The 20,098-nt window shown below is 36.6% G+C and carries 17 protein-coding genes; 6 read left to right on the plus strand and 11 right to left on the minus strand.

Features of this window, described 5'->3' with window-relative positions; translation table 11 throughout:
• Nucleotides 1–189: 189 nt before the first annotated feature.
• The 4 genes from OZP12_RS01265 to OZP12_RS01280 all read right to left on the minus strand — a co-directional run bounded on the left by OZP12_RS01265 (nucleotide 190) and on the right by OZP12_RS01280 (nucleotide 7,354).
• Nucleotides 190–3,768 (minus strand): PorP/SprF family type IX secretion system membrane protein, encoded by a 3,579-nt coding sequence (locus OZP12_RS01265; protein WP_281227243.1) that lies wholly within the window; start codon nucleotides 3,766–3,768, stop codon nucleotides 190–192.
• A gap of 1 nt (nucleotide 3,769) precedes the next feature.
• Nucleotides 3,770–5,275 (minus strand): T9SS type B sorting domain-containing protein, encoded by a 1,506-nt coding sequence (locus tag OZP12_RS01270; protein WP_281227244.1) that lies wholly within the window; start codon nucleotides 5,273–5,275, stop codon nucleotides 3,770–3,772.
• A gap of 232 nt (nucleotides 5,276–5,507) precedes the next feature.
• Nucleotides 5,508–6,794, minus strand: coding sequence for a hypothetical protein (locus OZP12_RS01275; protein ID WP_281227245.1), 1,287 nt, complete (start codon nucleotides 6,792–6,794; stop codon nucleotides 5,508–5,510).
• A gap of 113 nt (nucleotides 6,795–6,907) precedes the next feature.
• A complete protein-coding gene (locus OZP12_RS01280) occupies nucleotides 6,908–7,354 on the minus strand; it encodes a hypothetical protein (protein ID WP_281227246.1) in 447 nt (148 codons plus the stop codon).
• A gap of 403 nt (nucleotides 7,355–7,757) precedes the next feature.
• Between OZP12_RS01280 and OZP12_RS01285 the strand changes: the two genes are divergently transcribed.
• The 3 genes from OZP12_RS01285 (at nucleotide 7,758) to OZP12_RS01295 (ending at nucleotide 9,855) form a co-directional block, all read left to right on the plus strand.
• Nucleotides 7,758–8,888, plus strand: a complete 1,131-nt coding sequence (locus OZP12_RS01285) for a DNA polymerase III subunit (RefSeq protein ID WP_281227247.1) — start codon at nucleotides 7,758–7,760, stop codon at nucleotides 8,886–8,888.
• Between the two features lie 5 nt (nucleotides 8,889–8,893).
• The gene (locus OZP12_RS01290; RefSeq protein WP_281227248.1) at nucleotides 8,894–9,277 is read left to right on the plus strand and encodes a DoxX family protein; all 384 of its coding nucleotides are present in this window, start codon (nucleotides 8,894–8,896) and stop codon (nucleotides 9,275–9,277) included.
• A gap of 68 nt (nucleotides 9,278–9,345) precedes the next feature.
• Nucleotides 9,346–9,855 (plus strand): acyl-CoA thioesterase, encoded by a 510-nt coding sequence (locus tag OZP12_RS01295; RefSeq protein ID WP_281227249.1) that lies wholly within the window; start codon nucleotides 9,346–9,348, stop codon nucleotides 9,853–9,855.
• A 189-nt stretch (nucleotides 9,856–10,044) separates the two neighbouring features.
• Here the strand turns inward: OZP12_RS01295 and OZP12_RS01300 are convergent, their stop codons facing one another.
• Entirely contained in the window at nucleotides 10,045–10,872 is an 828-nt protein-coding gene (locus tag OZP12_RS01300; RefSeq protein ID WP_281227250.1) for an AraC family transcriptional regulator, read from the minus strand.
• Between the two features lie 95 nt (nucleotides 10,873–10,967).
• On the opposite strand from OZP12_RS01300, the gene OZP12_RS01305 reads away from it, so the two are divergent.
• Together OZP12_RS01305 and OZP12_RS01310 are read left to right on the plus strand one after the other, a co-directional pair.
• Nucleotides 10,968–11,360 (plus strand): DoxX family protein, encoded by a 393-nt coding sequence (locus OZP12_RS01305; protein WP_281227251.1) that lies wholly within the window; start codon nucleotides 10,968–10,970, stop codon nucleotides 11,358–11,360.
• Nucleotides 11,361–11,373: 13 nt separating this feature from the next.
• Complete coding sequence (locus tag OZP12_RS01310) at nucleotides 11,374–12,318, plus strand: polysaccharide deacetylase family protein (RefSeq protein WP_281227252.1); 945 nt, start codon at nucleotides 11,374–11,376, stop codon at nucleotides 12,316–12,318.
• Between the two features lie 175 nt (nucleotides 12,319–12,493).
• Here the strand turns inward: OZP12_RS01310 and proC are convergent, their stop codons facing one another.
• From proC to serS, 6 genes are all read right to left on the minus strand, one after another.
• Nucleotides 12,494–13,270: a pyrroline-5-carboxylate reductase gene (gene proC, locus OZP12_RS01315; protein WP_281227253.1), complete on the minus strand. Its 777-nt coding sequence runs from the start codon at nucleotides 13,268–13,270 to the stop codon at nucleotides 12,494–12,496.
• 40 nt (nucleotides 13,271–13,310) lie between these two features.
• Complete coding sequence (gene mgtE, locus OZP12_RS01320; protein ID WP_281227254.1) at nucleotides 13,311–14,717, minus strand: magnesium transporter; 1,407 nt, start codon at nucleotides 14,715–14,717, stop codon at nucleotides 13,311–13,313.
• Nucleotides 14,707–15,486 (minus strand): 16S rRNA (adenine(1518)-N(6)/adenine(1519)-N(6))-dimethyltransferase RsmA, encoded by a 780-nt coding sequence (gene rsmA, locus OZP12_RS01325; protein WP_281227255.1) that lies wholly within the window; start codon nucleotides 15,484–15,486, stop codon nucleotides 14,707–14,709. The genes mgtE and rsmA overlap by 11 nt, the downstream gene beginning before the upstream one ends.
• Nucleotides 15,487–15,592: 106 nt before the next feature.
• Complete coding sequence (locus OZP12_RS01330) at nucleotides 15,593–15,904, minus strand: DUF4286 family protein (RefSeq protein WP_281227256.1); 312 nt, start codon at nucleotides 15,902–15,904, stop codon at nucleotides 15,593–15,595.
• 103 nt (nucleotides 15,905–16,007) lie between these two features.
• Nucleotides 16,008–17,786, minus strand: coding sequence for a tetratricopeptide repeat protein (locus tag OZP12_RS01335; protein ID WP_281227257.1), 1,779 nt, complete (start codon nucleotides 17,784–17,786; stop codon nucleotides 16,008–16,010).
• A gap of 72 nt (nucleotides 17,787–17,858) precedes the next feature.
• Nucleotides 17,859–19,130, minus strand: a complete 1,272-nt coding sequence (gene serS / locus OZP12_RS01340; protein WP_281227258.1) for a serine--tRNA ligase — start codon at nucleotides 19,128–19,130, stop codon at nucleotides 17,859–17,861.
• Nucleotides 19,131–19,353: 223 nt separating this feature from the next.
• Between serS and OZP12_RS01345 the strand changes: the two genes are divergently transcribed.
• The gene (locus tag OZP12_RS01345) at nucleotides 19,354–19,869 is read left to right on the plus strand and encodes a ferritin (RefSeq protein WP_281227259.1); all 516 of its coding nucleotides are present in this window, start codon (nucleotides 19,354–19,356) and stop codon (nucleotides 19,867–19,869) included.
• Nucleotides 19,870–20,098: the final 229 nt, after the last annotated feature.

Raw genomic sequence — 20,098 nt, forward strand, 5'->3', positions numbered from 1 at the left:
TTAAACTTAAAAAATTAAAATCGATTTTTTATTAAAAAATTATTCAAAATACTCAATATCAATACTTTAACTAAATTTTATGAATTATATTACAAATAAATTCTAAAAAATAAAATTAAACATTTTGAAACAATTACAAAATGCAAACCAAATTATTTTAAATTAAAATAAACTTCATCTCAGAATAGGCTACTTCTGAATTTTAACAATTACCATTTTTCCATTGTAAGGCTTATTTCCTTTCTCTGACATTGCCTGTGTTGCTTCATCTAAATTATCGAACATGGCTTCGTAAATAAAATATTTACTGGATCCAGCATCATAGAAAAAATTAACATTTTTCTGACCAGCTGCAACTGTTTTTGTAACAAATGCATCTCTTTTTTGAACATCATTATGAACAGCCAATATCACATAATAGCCGCTATCAATTTTATTATTTTTAATAATCTGCATATTGGACTGACTTTCACCAAAATCAAAATCTTCTGCTTTTAACGGTGTACTACTCACTTTTGTAGTTTCTTTAATTCGTTTTAAAGTAGCTAAATCTTGCGAAGTACGATCCTGGTCATTCAAAGAAACGGCACGCTTGATTCTACGTTTTTTCTCAATCTCAGTTTCGACTTTAATCTGCTCCAACCTGTTAGTTAAAATTGCATTAGAACGTTCTGCTTTGAGCTGTTCAGCTTTTAAATTCTCTATAGTTTTTAAATAATTCTGATTAATCAAATCATTCTTAGGAGCCTTTTTAAGTCTTTCGTTGTAAAGTCGGTTAAACTCGTCCAAAGACTCTGCCTGCATTCTGTTAACCTCTGCAATTTGAGCCTTAATGGATTCCAGTTCGGCATTTTCAGCAGAAGTACTTTTGAATTCTACTGTTGTTTTAACAATACCTTTATCACTTAAATCATTTTCTTCCCTCATCTCGTTCAATGCTTTTTGCTTATTGGCCACAGAAGCATCCAAACGGGTTAACAATTGTTGTTGCTTACGTTTAGAATCTTCTATTGACTTAGCTAAATTATCCATTGACTTGCCAACTTCATCTTTTGGCATTGCATCGGCTTTGGCCTTGGCAAGCGCCTCAACTGCTAATTTAGCGGCGGCGGCAGCTTCTATTTTATCCTGCTCGGCTTGCGCTGCTGCAGCAGCGTCTGCTTTGGCTTTATTGTCTGCAGCTAATTTTGCAGCAGCTTCGGCATCGGCTTTAGCTTTCTTCTCAGCAGCTAATTTCGCAGCAGCTTCGGCATCAGCTTTGGCTTTATTCTCCGCTGCTAATTTGGCAGCAGCTTCGGCATCAGCTTTGGCTTTGTTCTCAGCAGCTAATTTCGCAGCAGCTTCGGCATCGGCTTTAGCTTTCTTCTCAGCAGCTAATTTTGCAGCGGCTTCGGCTTCGGCTTTGGCTTTATTCTCCGCTGCTAATTTGGCAGCAGCTTCGGCATCAGCTTTGGCTTTGTTCTCAGCAGCTAATTTCGCAGCAGCATCGGCATCGGCTTTAGCTTTCTTCTCAGCAGCTAATTTTGCAGCGGCTTCGGCTTCGGCTTTGGCTTTATTCTCCGCTGCTAATTTGGCAGCAGCTTCGGCATCAGCTTTGGCTTTGTTCTCAGCAGCTAATTTCGCAGCAGCTTCGGCATCGGCTTTAGCTTTCTTCTCAGCAGCTAATTTTGCAGTCGCTTCAGCATCAGCATCTGCTTTGGCCTTATCAGCAGCTAACTTTGCGGCTGCGGCATCAGCTTTAGCTTTGGCATCAGCATCGGCTTTAGCTTTATCGGCTGCTAATTTAGCAGCGACAGCATCAGCTTTAGCTTTAACTTTAGCTTCCTCTTTCGCTTTATCAGCGGCATCAGCATCTGCTTTTATTTTTGCATCGGCGGCTAACTTAGCAGCGGCAGCATCGGCTTTAGCTTTTTTCTCGGCAGCCAATTTAGCAGTCGCTTCGGCATCAGCTTTGGCTTTATTTTCGGCAGCTAATTTGATAGCAGCTTCAGCATCAGCTTTTGCTTTGGCATCTGCATCGGCTTTAGCTTTATCAGCAGCTAATTTTGCGGCGGCGGCATCGGCTTTAGCTTTAACTTTCTCTTCTTCTTTGGCTTTATCAGCCGCATCAGCATCTGCTTTAATTTTTGCATCCGCGGCTAACTTAGCGGCGGCGGCATCAGCTTTAGCTTTTTTCTCAGCAGCTAGTTTAGCAGCGGCTTCTGCATCGGCTTTGGCTTTGTTTTCGGCAGCAAGTTTTGCGGCAGATTCTGCATCGGCTTTAGCCTTAGCATCAGCATCTGCTTTGGCCTTATCAGCGGCTAATTTTGCGGCGGCGGCATCAGCTTTGGCTTTTGCTTTTGCATCTTCTTTCGCTTTATCAGCGGCATTAGCATCTGCTTTAATTTTTGCATCGGCAGCTAACTTAGCTTTCTTGGCTTCTTCAACAGCGGCTGCATCAGCTTTAGCTTTATTATCTGCAGCTAATTTTGCGGCAGTTTTTGTTTTAGCTTCGGCATCAGCTTTAGCTTTCTTCTCCGCAGCTAGTTTTGCAGCAGCTTCAGCATCGGCTTTAACTTTGTTTTCGGCAGCAAGTTTTGCTGAAGATTCTGCATCTGCTTTAGCTTTAGCATCAGCAGTCAATTTAGCTTTTGTTACTTGTTCTTGCTTTTTATTTGCTGCTGCTAAGGCAGCGGCATCAGCTTTAGCTTTTGCATCAGCCACTAATTTCGCTCTATTTTCCGCTATTTTCTGTTGTTGAGCGACCTTTGCATCTGCGGTAGCTTTTGCATCCGTTTTAGACTTCGCTGTAGGTGTTTGTCTTATTGGAGCTGGCTCAATCAAAGCACCTTCTTCTTCTTCGTCATCTCCGTAATCAAAATTTCTACTTTTAATCTTATAGGCTAAAACAACAATATGGGAAGCTCCCAAATTTGAAATATCACCCAACCCCATTCCGTACGAATATTCAAGGGCAATTTTTGGGGTAATATTAAGTCCAAAACCAGCAGTCAAACCCAAAACCGAATGATATCCTGCTTGAGCCCAAATTCCTTTCGGAACGGCAAACATAGCTGAACCTGAAAAAATTGTTTTTTCTTTATTTATTTCCGTCTTAACGATACCTGAAAATTTACTTCTATCAAAAAAACCATAAGAATCAACATAACCTGTATACATCACATGACCTTCTATGCCTTTATTTGGGTCGTCTTTTAACATTCCAGAGTTAAAGCTATAAGTTACTAGATTATTAAAGCCCAAACCGAAATCAAAAAATGCTGTTCCATAATTGATTCCAGGACTGACTGTCATTAATGTATTTGAAGGAATATTTTGTAAAGAAGGATCGGAATAATTTGAAATGATTTTACCATTATTTATACCACTTTTATAAGCACTTACATTAATCCCAAAAGTTAAATTACTTTCTTCTTCCAATAAAATATTATGAGCAAAATTGGCAAGCAAACCTGTAGTTTCAAGTACTCCTTGTGATTGCTTGAATACTCCTAAAGCAACTCCTTCATTCTCTCTAAAACGTCCGGAATAATTCAGCATATAAGTTGTCGGCGCATTATCAAATCCTGCCCATTGCGTTTTATTAAACAAGGTTATATAGGCCGCTTGTTGTCTGACAAAACTAAAAGTAGGATTGATAACAAATGAATTAAATTTCAAAGAGTTTCCTGGAGGAATTACAAATGAAACAATACCATTTTCTTGTTGGGCATAAAAAACCTGAATTGAACAACAAAAAATGAAAACACTTAGTAAAAATTTTTTCATACTATTTCAGAAGAGTTATCGAGCCCTTTTGAGGAGATTCTCCAGTTGGGGTAATTATATAATAATAAACAGGGTTAAAATTGAATTCAATAGCCTCTTGTGGCCATCCATTAAAGTTATCGTAATTATCTGTTTGATAAACTATTTCACCTAATGAATTTAAAATTACTATATGCGTTTTTGTTCCCTCTATATACTTATCTGGGATTATCCATGTATCATTAATACCATCACCATTTGGAGATACAATATTTGAAATTTTTGGCACATTCGCATTTACTTTATAAGAAACTGTAAAAGGAAATTTATCTGTCACAACGCATCCTGAATTTTGAGTCACTTCACCACTATAATTTCCTTGAGCAGTAATATCAAAATTATTTTTATCAGCTCCAGCTATTAATGCCCCATTCAAAAACCATTGATAAGTAGGTGAAGAAGCATTCGTTGTTATTGAGACATTGATTGTCACTCCCTCTGTAATACGATTAATCTTTCCAACTTCAACGCCTGAGATGCTGCTATTAGTTGTAAGCACTTTTAGATCAATCGTCCCTGTTGATTTACATCCTCCGAAATCAACATCACAAGTATAAACTCCAGCTGAACTAGTTTGATAGGTTTGAGAAATAGCGCCATTAATAACAACATTATCCTTTCTCCATACATAAGAATTACCGGCAGAGGCAGACAAGGTAGTGCCCCCAGAACTAGGACAAAAGGGATTCCCTAAACTTGAAGTAATTACTGCTCCAGAGCCTGATCCGCTAGAAACAGTTACGGTTTGTGAACGTGTATTCACATCTGTGCAAGGTCCATAGTCCACCTCTACATAATATTCACCGCCCTGATTGACAGACAAACTGCTTTTGGATTCATTTGGGACAACTACACCATTTTTATACCATTTATACTTTAACTGTGGATATTGTAAAGGAGAAGAATTAGGAACTGAAGGCGTTGAATTATCAATTGCAAGCGTAACACTTCCCCCAATGCAAAAACTTAAGGTATTACTCTTATTGTTAACATAAAAAGACCCAGAATATGCTAAAAAATAAATGGGAAAAGAAGATTGCAAATCACTTGATTTAAAATCCTGACTTGTAGTTCCAGTTGAACTCTGGACACGTAACTTATAGGTATTCGAGCCTACTAAGTCGGCTGGTACTTCAAAAGTAAGTGTCTTATCTGTAGAAGTATCCGGAGGAGTATTGACCCCATTTGATATTATTTTAGGCTTTATACTTGAAGCAAAATTATCACTTGAAAGTAAAACTACGAAAGTTTCATTGGCTGCAAAACCAGATATTTTAAAAGGAACTTCATACCTATTATATCCATTAGGATAATCGACATTCGGAATATTAGCGCAAATCTGAGAATAACCCAGTTTTTGAGGTAAAATAGTTTGTCCAAATAATGAAATTGCTGACGGAAGTAACAATAACATCCAAAAAAACACAAATTTATCGAAAGAAGAAAAGAGAGGAGTTTTTCTATTCATATGTTGATATTTAAGCTATTCAAGAAGTTATAGCTGATCATTTTGTCTTTCAGCTATCGCTCGAGTAGCAAATTATCATTGAAGTTCATAACAGGTTGTCGAGTTAACATTGTTGAAACAGATTGTTAAAAATTTAATTTCTTTAACGCCATTAAGTAATAAAATGAAAGCCAAACCTCCTTGATAACGTTTAGGTCTAACTTTCATTTTATTATAAAGACTATTATAAATCCTATTTAGCGGCTGCAGTAAATTTTGAAAGTGCTAATCTGAAATCAGGTCTTCTTGGATTTGCAAAATCATTAAACGTTTCGATATTTGTTGTTTTAGAATACAAATTAAAGAATGCGCTTTCACCATAGTAACTCTCTAACTCTTCATTTTCAGTCGATCCTTCAGAGAAAATATTGCCATTGCAAAAATTGAAATACATTTCTTCGATTCTGATTTTCTTAAGATTTTTGTCATTGATTTCAATGTTACGATCAAATACAACTGCTGGACTAAATCCAGATATTACACTTTTTCTTAAAACTAGGGAAGAATTTTCACCAACAAATACTCCTTCTTTTACCAAACCTGCTTTGATATCTTGGTCAATATTATCACTGTCATTTGCAAAAGTCAAATTGGTTGCTGTAACAAGTGTTGGCTTTTTGGTAAAGTCAACCTCTTCTTTCTTTACATATGAAGTAATATCCAAACAACGTGATCCGCTGCTTCCTGTCAAATAAGAAGATCTAACAGCTAATGAATTATCGATCTTGGCCTGAGCACCAAAAGCAAATTTGAAATCTATTCCACTACATTTATAAGAAACCATTTTGTTCATTACAGGCTCACCGCCAAGAACTTCAAAAGAATCACCTGCAGCATAGCTCACCATTATGTTTTCTAAGATAGTTTTATTACCAATACCTCCCAATAAAAGAGCATTGAAACCTTCTGAAGATCCTCTAACCTTTTTACCTGCAAATTCAATTCTTACGAATTTCATAACTCCAGAAGAACTTGCTGGGTTTTGACCTCCATAAGTAGTTAAGCTTGGGTCTAAATCGAAATTTACTGAAGAATAACTTCCAAACTTATTGATCGGGGCATCACCTAAAACAATGATTCCTCCCCAGTCACCAGCTTTTCTTGTAGATTTGTTTGAAGTAAAAACGATAGGATCGGTCTCCATTCCTTCAGCAATTATTTGAGCACCTTTAGTAATAATTAAAGTCCCCTTTGAATCTCCGTCACCAATAATAACTGTCCCAGGTTCAATCGTAAGAACAGCGTTGTTAGTTACGTATACATTACCTTGCAGAATGTAAGTATCTTTCTTTACCAGCTTAGTATTTGTGGTAATATTCCCAGCCAAAATTTGCGTTGCTTCACCATAATCAACTTTGCCCGGTTTAAATTCAGTCCAGTTATTCAACCAATTGCTTGATCCAATAATCCCTTTCTCTTGTTGTGCATTTGAGTTGCAAACAGTCGCAAGGAAAACACATATAAGTAATATGTTTTTCATAGATTTGGGGTATTAAATTATTATAACTCCGTAGGTTAAGAGTATACTACCTCATAAAGAGTGAATATTCAAACTTTAGTTGAGATTATTAAATAATCTCAACTAAAAAACTTTTATTGTGCCTCAACTTCATGCAATGATTTTAATGTTTGCTCATAGAACAACACCATAGTCACCAGTTGATTCTTATCTGCATAAGGAAGCATTTTTCTTAAGAAACTTACTGTAATATCTAAATAAGTTTGGGTTGCTTCTGTTTCTAAATCTAATGCTTTTCTGTTATCCGCATCGTCAGGAATTCCTAAATCAGTCATTGTAACACCAGGCTTAGTAGCCAAAGCAATATGAGGTAAAATTTTAACCATTACTTTCATACGCTCAATATACAATTCAACCAATTCCCCTTTCGACATCGCTTTAAGCGTCTTGTCATCATAGTAAGTACGTATTGCAGCACTAGTGCTAACTATACTTTTTGGCATGTTTGGTTTTGCTTGTGCAAATCCCTTAGAAGTTAATGCTAACATTACAATACTGAAAAATATAATTTTCCCTTTCATATCTTGGTCTTTGAATTAATTAATAAAACAAAAATATGCAATTAAATTGAATTTGCAAGTCGAATAAAAAAATTAAAGCAGCATTTTATTCAAAAATGAAAGAAAAAACCTCTTTATACGGAGCAAACCCCGCATTTTATCGATATAAACTGCATTTAAAAAAATTAACACAAAATTAGAATTTAACAACATACGTAAGTTTTTACCTATTCATTGAGATAAGAATAAAGCTCTTTAATGGAAAAATAAAAAAATAATACAGAAGTTATTAACTATTGTTGGTTGAAAAAAAAGCTCGCATTATACAAATTCCTACTCTGAAATTAAAATTCTGTACTTACCGCAAAACCAAACTTTCTAATAGAAAATTTTTGAAACTATCATTTTCTTCTATCTTTGCTACATGGAATTTACAAAAATTTTAGGTCAGGAATACATAAAAAACCACTTAATTCAAAGTGCTAATTTAGGCAGAATTCCACATGCTCAATTATTTGTTGGTCCAGAAGGAAGTGGCACATTAGCCATGGCAATTGCATATACTCATCATATTCTTTGCAATGGAGGATCTAACGAATCCTGCAGCCTTAAATTTCAAAAATTATCACATCCAGACTTACATTTTATCTACCCTACTGTTACTACTGATGAAGTTAAAGTAAAACCAAAAAGCATTGATTTTATTGCTGATTGGAGAGAATTTGTTTTGGAAAATCCATACGGTGGATTATTTGATTGGTATGCCAAATTAGGAGTTCAGAACAAACAAGGTGAAATCCGAGTAGATGATGCACAGGAAATCTTAAAATCACTTTCGCTAAAATCATACGAAGGAGGATACAAAATAATGATCATTTGGATGGCCGATAAAATGAATATCGCAGCATCCAACAAACTGCTCAAACTTCTGGAAGAACCGCCTGAAAAGACTGTTTTCATTCTCATTTCTGAAAATGAAGAGGATATTATTCAAACGATTCGATCACGCTGTCAGGTTACAAAATTCAGTGGATTAAGCGAACAGATCATTGCCAATGGTCTAGTTAAAAGTAAAAATATTGAACTTAATCGAGCATTAAAAATAGCACATCAAGCTCAAGGAAATTACAATAAAGCGCTACAATTACTTACCGATGATTATGATGGACTCCCATTTGAACAATGGTTTGTTACTTGGGTTCGCGCTGCTTTCAAAGCCAAAGGAAATGCTGCTGCCATCCAGGATTTGATCCAATGGAGTGAACAAATAGCTGCCTTAGGAAGGGAAACGCAAAAAAAATTCCTTCAGTTCTGTATCGAAATGTTCCGTCAAGCGTTATTATTAAATTATGAAACCAAAAGCCTTGTTTACATTGAGCCAAAAGTCGAAAAATTCAAATTAGAAAACTTTGCCCCTTTTGTAAACGGAAATAACATTAACGAAATATTCAAAGAATTATCTGATGCAATGTACCATATAGAACGCAATGGTAATGCCAAAATAATTTTAACTGACCTTTCGATAAAACTTACTCGTTTAATACATAAAAAATAAACCCCATGAACAATATTGCCTCAATTTTGATACTTGTTTTTTTAGCTATCACATTTTTACAGTCATCTCAGGATAAATTATTCCACTGGAAAGACAATATCGATTGGTTAAAAGAGCATTTCTCTGAAACTCCTTTACGCAATCAAGTTCCATTAGCCTTGGTCAATGTATTGATTTTAGAATTGATTTCGGGTATTTTGTGCTCGGTAGGCGCAATAGAACTAGGAGTAAACAGTGGCAGAATATACGGTTTATATGGAGGTATTTTTTCCTGCATTACACTGATCATGTTACTGTTTGGACAACGCTTGGCCAAAGATTATGACGGTGCAAGAACGATTGTACTCTATTTTATCCCATCGGTTATGGCTGTATATTGGCTGAATTAAAAGGCCAATATCAATGACAATCACAAAACTTTAAACCTTTAAACCTTAAACAAGATTAAACTAATAATATGGTTGCTAAACACCCTTCTGAATCCTTAACAGTATTAACCGATTTGGTTTTACCGAGCGAAACCAATCCTTTGAATAACTTATTTGGAGGGGAATTATTGGCTAGAATGGATCGCGCCGCGAGTATCGCTGCCGGAAGGCATTCCCGTCGAATTGGTGTAACCGCATCAGTTAATCACGTGGCTTTTAACAAATCGATTCCATTGGGAAGTGTAGTTATTATCGAAGCCAAAGTTTCCAGAGCTTTTAAAAGTTCAATGGAAATTTACCTAGATGTATGGGTTGAAGACCGCCAATCAGGAAACCGAACGAAAGCCAATGAAGCGATTTATACATTTGTGGCCGTAGACGACACTGGCAGACCTGTGGATGTTCCACCACTAATACCAGAAACAGAATTGGAAAAACAACGCTATGATGCTGCTTTGAGAAGAAAACAATTAAGTTTGGTTTTGGCTGGTAAAATGAATCCCCACGACGCCACCGAACTTAAAGCTTTATTTGCATAAAAGACAAAATTATCCTGCACAACAACAAATCCTATTTTTACTTAAAGATATAAACAATCTCGCCGGAGCCAAGAGGCACTAACAACAAATTCGATTTTTTACAGTAAATATGCTGTAAAAATCAAAACATAGCTTCAAGAGGGATTAAACCTAATGAGATTGAAATAAAATAGTCCGATAGCGAATGACTTATTTATTTTGATTTTTTCTAAACTCGGATGGACTAATTCCTTTATGCTTTTTAAAAAACTTATTAAGATGGCTTACATCCGTCAGACCAAATTCGGCGGCAATTTCACTTAAGCGGTACGAAGTGGACAACAAGCGGTTTTCAATCAACAGCACCTTATAATTATTGACGTATTGCTGCAAACTTTCACCCGTCTGTCTTTTAAAATATTCACTCATATAATTTGGAGAGATATTAAAATATGCCGCAAATTTTTCAATTTTAAGAGTCTCAGGCGAATAAATATGCTGATGAACATAACCCAAAACAGACAAAGTCTGTATGGGACGATAATTTTCTGCTGTATGAATCAAGGCGATATTCCGGGCTGCAATAGTAATTATTGTGTTTAAGAGCTGTTGCAATACTTCTGCCTGATACACACCTTCTCTATTTTGCTCTCTCAGTAAAGCTTCCACCAATGCCCGTATTAACTGTTTGTCATCAACATTCTTTAGAATACAACCAGGCAGATGATCGTGATTATGAAAAATATATTCCAACTTTTGCAGCCATTCTTTTGATTGCGTTTTCAGATAACTTTCATTAAACCGAAGAAAGAAAAAACGTGTAGTCTCTTTTATCTCAAAACCATGTGTGTCTTGCGGAAAAAGCAAAAACAATTTATTGGGACTATAGTCCAAACTATGGCTATTAATTATTTGTATTCCTTTCCCTTCCAGAATATAAACCATTTCAAAATAAGTGTTCTTATGCTGCTGAACTATATAATTGTCAGCTTCAAGCAAACTGATTTCGAAAGGAGTATAAAGATTTTTGATTTTCATCTTATAAATATACCGATTAATCCAATAATTATACCGAAAGAGAAATAATTATCTGCTGAACTTTGCTTCATTACAAACAATTAAAACAAATAGTCATGAACACAACCGTTTTTTTATTGCTCCGACTAGGAATTGCCATTAGCATGTTCGGCCACGGACTAGTCCGATTGCCAAAATTACAAACTTTCAGCCAATGGATGATTGGCATTTTTGAAAAATCAATGCTCCCAAAAATAGTCGTCGTCCCTTTCAGCTACTTCTTACCAATAGCCGAATTGACCATAGGACTGCTATTGTTCACGGGGTTGTTTACAAAACCGGCGCTTCTATTGGGAGGCATAATGATGCTTGCCTTACTTTTTGGCACATCCATGATCGAAAATTGGGAAGCAATTCCGTCACAGTTACTACATCTTATTTTTTGTGCTATTTTATTACAATTCATAGATAGCAACATCTGGTCATTGGATAGTTTACTTGGAAAATAAAAACCATATCCTCATGAACACACGAAGAACATTTATCAAACAGATTGGAATGGCCAGCGCTGCAAGCTTAATGCCCGGTACCGATTTATTACTTTACCAAAATACTGACCAAACAATGAAAACCCAATCAAAATGGGCAGACGGTTCCCGATTGGTTGTTTCCGTTTCCATGCAATTTGAATCAGGTGGCCAACCAGATAATGCCGAGAGCCCTTTTCCTAAAAACCTAGAAAAAGGATACAAAGATTTGCCCGCTAGAACCTGGTACGAATACGGATACAAAGAAGGAATCCCCAGAATGCTGGACAATTGGGACGCCTTGGGTATCAAAGTTACCTCCCACATGGTAGGCACTGCAGTATTAAACAATCCTCAATTGGCAAAAGAAATAGTCGAAAGAGGACATGAAGCAGCAGCACATGGCATGAGTTGGAGCCCGCAATACAACCTCTCATATGAAACCGAAAAAAAATTCATTCAAGACGGCGTTGATTCCATCAAAAAAACAACCGGCACAACACCTGTGGGATATAACGCAAACTGGCTCCGAAGGGGGGAAAATACATTAAAAATACTATCTGAATTAGGCTTCAAATACCATATTGACGATTTGAGTCGGGACGAACCTTTTATTATTCAGGTTAAAAACAAAGACTTTGCGGTTGTCCCGTACACTTTACGCAACAATGATATTCTTTTAATTGAAGGAAAAAATTTCTCTGCCGACCAGTTTTTCAACCAAGTAAAAATGGAATTTGACCAATTGTACACTGAAAGCGAATTCAGACGGAGACAGATGTCTCTCAGTTTTCACGACCGCATTGGTGGCACACCACAAATGGTTAAGGCAACCCATGATTTAATACGTTACTTCCAACAGCACAAAGGGGTCACTTTTAAAAGAAAAGATGAGATTGCCGAATTAACCCTTCAGGATAAAACCAGCATCAGGGAATAGACAATAGAAATGAATTTTATCAATATCAAATTTGCAGCATGCAAATACCTCTACAAACAAAATTTGAGCTCAAACTATTGAACATTTAAGTCCGGTGCATCACATTGGTGTAGTTATAGGAAAAAGCAAAAATCCCGTTTCAAAATCTTTTGAAACGGGAACTTATCCTCTTTTATTATCCTTGAATTTGCTTAAGTGAAGTTTTGATTCCTTTGATTAAAGACGAACTAAATCCATGTAATTCCATTTCGTTCAATCCAGCAATAGTACAACCTTTAGGCGTTGTTACACGGTCGATTAATTGCTCCGGATGTCCTTTTTCTTCAAGTAACATTTCGGCTGCTCCTTTTACCGTTTGTGCCGAAATTGCCAGTGCAGTTTGCCAATCAAAACCAATTTCGATTCCCGCCTGCATCGAAGCACGGATGTAACGTAAAGCAAAAGCAGTTCCACTAGCAGCAAGTACCGTTGCAGCATCCATTAATTTTTCATCAATAATTGGGGCTGTTCCAAGTCCCTGAAAAAGAGTAACAGTCTCCTGAGCATTGGCTTTATTCTTTTCATTAAAGGCGATACAAGTTGCCGAAGCTCCAAATTGCGCTGCAATATTTGGCATGATTCGCACAGCACTGTGATTGTCTCCTATTTTGTTTTGTAAATTTTCAATCGACAAACCACTTACCGCCGAAGCGATTACTTTGTTTGAAATCACAGGTAAAATCTCAGCCAAAACAGTATCAACCTGATATGGTTTAATAGTCAGTATAATGACATCTGCATCTTGTATATTGTACTTATTGTCAGTAGTTATGGTTACGCCCAAATCCTCTAAATGTGAGATTGGAGCTAAATTTCTTCTAGTCACCGTTACTTGATTGCCAGTCGTAAACTTTGCGATTCCAATTGCGACAGATGCTCCAAGGTTTCCTCCTCCTATAATGTGTACTTTCATTTTTGTATTATGTTTTGTTTTTGGTTAACTTTAATAGACTTTATAACAACTTTCCTTTCAAGAAAAGCAAAGCTATCGAAAAATAAATAATCAATCCTGTCACATCGACCAAGGTAGCTACAAATGGCGCAGATGATGTAGCTGGATCTAATTTTAATTTTTTTAATACAAACGGAATCATAGATCCTGAAAGTGTTCCCCATAGAACTATAAAAACCAAAGATACTGCAACGGTCATCGCTACAAAAAACCAATGCTCTCCATAGTCATGAAAATCTAATGTTTGCCAAATCAAGATTCGTATAAACCCCACAATTCCAAGAATTGAGCCTAATAAAAAACCCGAAGCTATCTCTTTTTTCATGACATACCACCAGTCGCGCAAAGTAAGTTCATTTAAAGCCATTGCCCGTATAATCAAAGTTGCAGCTTGTGAACCAGAATTTCCTCCACTGGAAATAATTAACGGGATAAATAAAGTGAGAACTATCGCTTTGTCAATTTCACCTTCAAAAAAACCCATCGCCGAAGCCGTGAATAATTCTCCAAAAAAAAGCACCACGAGCCAAGTCGCCCTTTTTTTAACCATTTCGAAAAGTCGGGTTTGTACATAAGGCAAATCCAATGCTTCCAATCCCCCAAATTTCTGAATATCTTCGGTGTCTCTTTTTTCAATTTCATCTTTGATAACATCGATGACATCATCAATCGTAATTCTACCAACCAAACGCCCCAATTCATCTACAACCGGAATAGCTTCCAAATCGTACTTTTCCATGATTCTGGCCACATCAACATCAGGCGTATCAACACCAACAAAATGCAGTTTTTTGATATAAACTTCACTGATAGGCGTTCTTGTAGAGGTACTTAACAAATCTTTCAATGACAATCTTCCTTTCAAACGATCATCATCATCGACTACATAAATGGAGTGAACCCTTGAAACATTTTCGGCTTGAATCCTCATTTCTTTTACGCAAGTAAGAACGTTCCAGTTTTCATTCACTTTTACCAACTCCTTGTGCATGATTCCCCCAGCGGTATCCTCATCATAACGGAGCAAATCGACAATGCTCTTTGCATGCTCAACATCCTGTAATTCGGATATTACTTCGGCTTTCTTCTCTTTAGAAAGCTCCCCAATAATATCTGCAGCGTCATTAGTATCAAGCTCATCAATCTCCTCAGCAATCTCTTTTGCCGATAGTCGCTTTAATATGTTTTCCCTTAAATCATCTTCTAATTCAAGAAGGATTTCAGCAGTCTTTTCACTATCTAATACCTTAAAAATATAAGTCGCTTCATCGATATCGACCTCGTCAAGAATTTCAGCAAAATCAGCGTGATGTATGTCGTTTAACAAAACTTCCAACTCGTGATTGTTTTTCGCTTGGATGAGTTGAGCTATTTCTTTGATAAGCTCTTTGCTAATTTTAAACTCCATCGGCTTCTATTTTTTGGGTCAATGCAATAAATTCTGTGTAATCTAATTGTTCGGGGCGAAGATTAAAAAGTTTGTCTTCTTTTAAATTATCGGACAAATTTAAGGTTTTTAAACTGTTTCGCAATGTCTTTCGTCGTTGTTGAAAAGCCGTTTTCACAACATTAAAAAACAATCTCTCACTACATGGCAAACTAAAATCTTCCTTCCGGCGCATCCTCATTACTCCTGATTTCACCTTTGGCGGTGGATTGAACACATTTTCATCCACAGTAAACAAATATTCAACGTCGTAAAAAGCCTGAGCCAGAACCGATAAAATCCCATACGCTTTGGTTCCTTTCTTTTCGCAAATACGTTCAGCTACTTCTTTTTGGAACATTCCAGCAAACTCAGGAATTTGCGCTTTGTATTCTAAAACTTTGAAAACAATTTGCGTCGAAATATTATATGGAAAATTACCAATTATCGCGAATTGTTTCCCTTTGAAAACTTCATTAATATCATATTTCAAAAAGTCCTTGGAAATAATTTTATCTTTCAGTTTTGGATAATTCGCATCCAAATAGGCAACCGACTCGTCATCAATTTCAATAACGTAAGTATTGATGGGTTTGTCCAACATGTATTTTGTCAAAACTCCCATTCCCGGCCCTATCTCTAACACATCCTCATAACCAACAAGACTCAAAGTATCGGCGATGTCTTTGGCAATGCTTTCGTCTTTTAAAAAATGCTGTCCGAGGTGTTTTTTTGCTTTTACTTTTTCCATATTATCATTGCGAGGCAATGTGCTTCTCGCTATATTTAGGGTTATTTCTCGCAAAGGCGCGAAAGCGCATAGGAAAAATTTAATTTTAAATCAAAGGATTTTTATTTTAATGCTCTGAAATCACTTCCAATTCGGTTCTAAAAGTTAGCATTTTATCGCCAAACAATTTCACGCCTTCTTCCCTTAATTTTGGAGCGTCTTCCTCATAATATCTCACTAATGTTTCTTTACTGTCAGTTTCATATTGAACCGAATAAGTAACACCACCCATTTCTTCCTCAACCAAAACACGAACCATGCGCGCCGAAGAAAATTTTCCGCAAGCCAGCATTTCCGGGATGTGTTTGTGCTGCATCCAAATCATCCATTGATCATGAACGCTTTCGTGTATGTTTGTGGTAACGTTGTATATTATCATTTTTATCCCCCTAACCCCCAAAGGGGGAACTCCTATTAGGGGTAAATAGGTTTTTAATTAATTTTTCAATTCCTACAAATTCCCCCTTCGGGGGTTAGGGGGATCATAAATTAGTGTCTCCCCTCAATTCCCTGAATTTTCTTCTGGCATCGACAAAATAAATACTGTCCTGATGCCCGAAAATAATTTTCTCATACAATGCCTTGGCTTTGTCGGGTTGCTTTAATTGCTTATTGTAAATTTCTGCCGAAAAATATAAGGCTTCATCAATATAAATTCCATCACTGTGATGGTCGATTATATCTTGATATTGCGCCAAAGCCAAATTATAATCGTTTAACTTTTCATAAACTCTTCCTAATCGTAACAAAGTCACCGCTTCGATCTCTTGCCCTTTAAAGCTTTTCAAAATCTTTTGAAACTGCACTATTGCTTCCTGATTTCGGTTTTGGTACAAAAGATAATCACCTTTGGCAAACTCCTTCAAAGCAGTTTGACTCGAATCGGCCACAGTATTATCATTAATCAATAAAAAATACTCTAAAGCATCGTTGGCAATTAACTGTGTATTGGCAGATTTTAATTCTTTGAACTGCTTCAGAGCCCATTCGAAATCGGTCTTAAAATAACTTGTTTTTGCCGACTTCAAACTTGCCTCATGCGACAACTCACTGTTTTGCAAATTTTCCTGAATCTGAGAATAATAAAGCAACGCCTGATTAAACTTTTCTTCAGAAAGTAAAATATCGGCCAGCTCCATTTTGCATCGAGCCTGGTCAAAAGGAGTCAGCTGCAAATCCATTGCCCGCTTTATAATCGCTTTACCTTCGGTAGGATTCTTCATTAAGAAACTCACAAAATAAGCCTGTTTCAGCTGCAAAGATAAGGTAACTGGCGTAATACCGTATTGTTTTAGCAAAAGTTCAAATTGAGCATTGATAGCTGCGAAATCTTTCTCTTGTGCCTTATCCATTTTCATTTGCAACAAATAGGTATTGGCCTGAACAATCAATTCAACATCGGTAGTGTTTGCCAAGACATAATCCATTACTTCGGTAGCTACCTCATTGTCGCTTTCTTCAATTGCCATTTGCCCTAAACTGATAATATTCGAAAGAGATTCCGGATTGCGTTTATAAATTGCTTTTTCCTGAACGAAAGCTTTCCCAAATTCTTTTTGTTGCATATAAAACCAACTCAAGAACTGATTCCAAAATACATCCTGACTTTTTTGAACCCTAAGAATCAATGCTTTTCGTAAGCTGTCATTGAAATTAGAATCGCCATCGGTTGACATAAACCGCGCCAATTGATTTTGAATCATCACCGAAGCTTGGGGATTTAAAACCGCTTCGTCCAAAAAATTGGCTATCATTTGATCCATATTCCCCAATTGCCCGTACAACAAAGCCGTTTGGTATTTAAAATCAAGTGTTGGAACCAATTGACTGGCCGTTTCATATGATTTTAAAGCATATTCGAGCAATACTTTTTTTTCAAAAGAATTGGCAACGCCGTAAACTTCATTTGGATTTTTGCGAATTCTTTCAATCGCATCATCGTAATACTTTTTGGCTTTGGTATCATTTTTCTGCAATTGAAAATTATACCCCAATTCGACCAAAAGAGGAGCTTGTTTGTACTTATTCAACCGCTCTTGAATCTCTTTTTCGGCAGATTCAAATTGAAGCAATTGCTGCATACAGTCTATTTTTCGCTGAAAATAAAAAGGATTTGAAGGTAACCCATCTGATAATTCCTGGTAACTGACCAAAGCTTTCTCAAAATCCCCTTTGTCATAGTAATACTGCGCCAATTGTTCGTTTTGAGCGAAAATCGACATTGAGCAAAATAGGACAATATAGAGGAACAGGTTTTTCATTTCCTTTTTTTAGTCGCAGTCGCAGTAAACAGTCACAGCTATCGAAACTGTGACTGGAAACTGAAAACTAAATTAATCTATAATATCAAACCCACAGTAAGGACGCAATACTTCAGGGATTACGATACCTTCTGGTGTTTGGTAATTTTCTAAAATTCCGGCAAGAACTCTTGGCAAAGCCAATGAACTTCCGTTAAGCGTGTGTGCCAATTGGTTTTTCCCATCTTTGTCTTTGAAACGCAATTTCAAACGATTTGCCTGGAAAGTCTCAAAATTAGATACTGATGAAATTTCCAACCAACGTTCTTGTGCTGTAGAATACACTTCAAAATCATAAGTCAAAGCCGATGCAAACCCCATATCGCCTCCGCAAAGACGCAAAATACGGTATGGTAATTTCAATTCCTGTAAAATTCCTTTCACATGCTCTACCATTTCGTCAAGTGCCGCATACGACTTTTCAGGGTGCTCCACTCTTACGATTTCCACTTTGTCAAATTGGTGTAAACGGTTCAACCCACGAACATGCGCTCCGTAAGAACCTGCTTCACGACGAAAACATGGTGTATATCCAGTATATTTAACAGGAAAATCATTTTCGGCCAAGATAACATCTCTAAAAATATTGGTTACCGGAACCTCAGCGGTTGGAATCAAATACAAATCATCTGCAGCATCGTGATACATTTGGCCTTCTTTGTCCGGCAATTGTCCCGTTCCATAAGCCGAAGCTTCATTTACCAAATGCGGAACCTGAACTTCATTGTAACCAGACTCCACATTTTTGTCCAAGAAATAATTAATTAAAGCACGTTGTAAACGAGCTCCTTTTCCTTTGTAAACAGGAAATCCGGCACCGGTAATTTTTACACCCAATTCAAAATCGATGATATCATATTTTTTTACCAATTCCCAGTGTGGTTGCGCACCTTCGTGCAATACCGGAATTTCACCCTCTTCAAAGACGTTTAAGTTGTCTTCGGGTGTTTTCCCTTCCGGAACAATATCGGCAGGAAGGTTTGGTAACGTATATAGTTTCTCAGTCAATTCATTTGCCAAAACAACAGCAGTTTCGCCCAATGTTTTGCTTTTTTCCTTCAACAAAACCGTTTTTTCTTTAAGAATAGCCGCTTTCGACTTTTCGCCGGCTTTCATCAAATCACCAATGTCTTTGGACAATTTATTAGATTCGGATAAAGTGTTGTCTAACTCTGCTTGTGTAGCACGACGTTTTTCATCCAGTTGTACCACTTCTTCAACAATCGCTGTGGCATCCATATTTCTTTTGGCCAAAGCTTTGATTACTTTCTCTTGATTCTCTCTAATAAATGCGATTTGTAACATAGTCGGTTTTTTATAACTAAAAATAATGACAGCAAATTTAGGGAAATGTTTGTTAAGAACGTGTCAACGAAATTCGGATTTAAAAAAAGTTAGCCACAAATTACACTAATTACAAAATCCGAGCGAATTTGCGATTCGAAAATTGAATGCGATTGTTTCTTTTTTGACATAAAAAAAAAACATTAACCTATTTTTTTTCTAATTTTACTAAAAACTAGAAATCATGTTATCAAAAAATATCGAAATCGCGCTGAACAAACAAATTCGTATAGAAGCAGAATCCTCTCAAATTTATCTATCGATGGCTTGTTGGTCAGAGGTGAACGGGCTAGAAGGAATCGCTCAATTTATGTACGCTCAATCAGATGAGGAGCGTTTGCATATGCTTAAATTAATCAAATATGTGAACGAACGTGGAGGACATGCTCAGGTTACCGACTTGAAAGCTCCGAAAACAACTTACGAAACTTTCAAAGGAATGTTTGAAGAGCTCTATAAACATGAGATTTTTGTTTCACAATCGATTAATGAATTAGTTCACATCACTTTTGAAGAAAAAGATTATGCAACCCATAATTTCTTGCAATGGTATGTAGCCGAGCAAATTGAAGAAGAAGCAACTGCTAAAAACATATTGGATAAAATCAATCTTATTGGTGATGACAAAGGCGGATTGTATCTTTTTGACCGTGATATCCAACAGATGGCGATTGCCAGTGCGGCAGCTCCAGCGAAATAAACCAACAAATACTCTAAAGTACAGGCGCACTGCAGTGCGTCTCTACGGAATAAATAATATCCCCAAAATGCCTGAAATGCGTTTTGGGGATTTTTTTTACTCCAAAAGTGTTAAAGTTTATTTAGAATAGATAAAAATAGTGTATATTTGCCTTGGTTTTAATTCTTTAGAAGGTGATCAAGAAAGAAAAAGAGAAAAGTAAAAAAAAGGATAAAAAGAAAGAACTCCT

The organism is Flavobacterium aquiphilum (assembly GCF_027111335.1).
Taxonomy (GTDB): domain Bacteria; phylum Bacteroidota; class Bacteroidia; order Flavobacteriales; family Flavobacteriaceae; genus Flavobacterium; species Flavobacterium aquiphilum.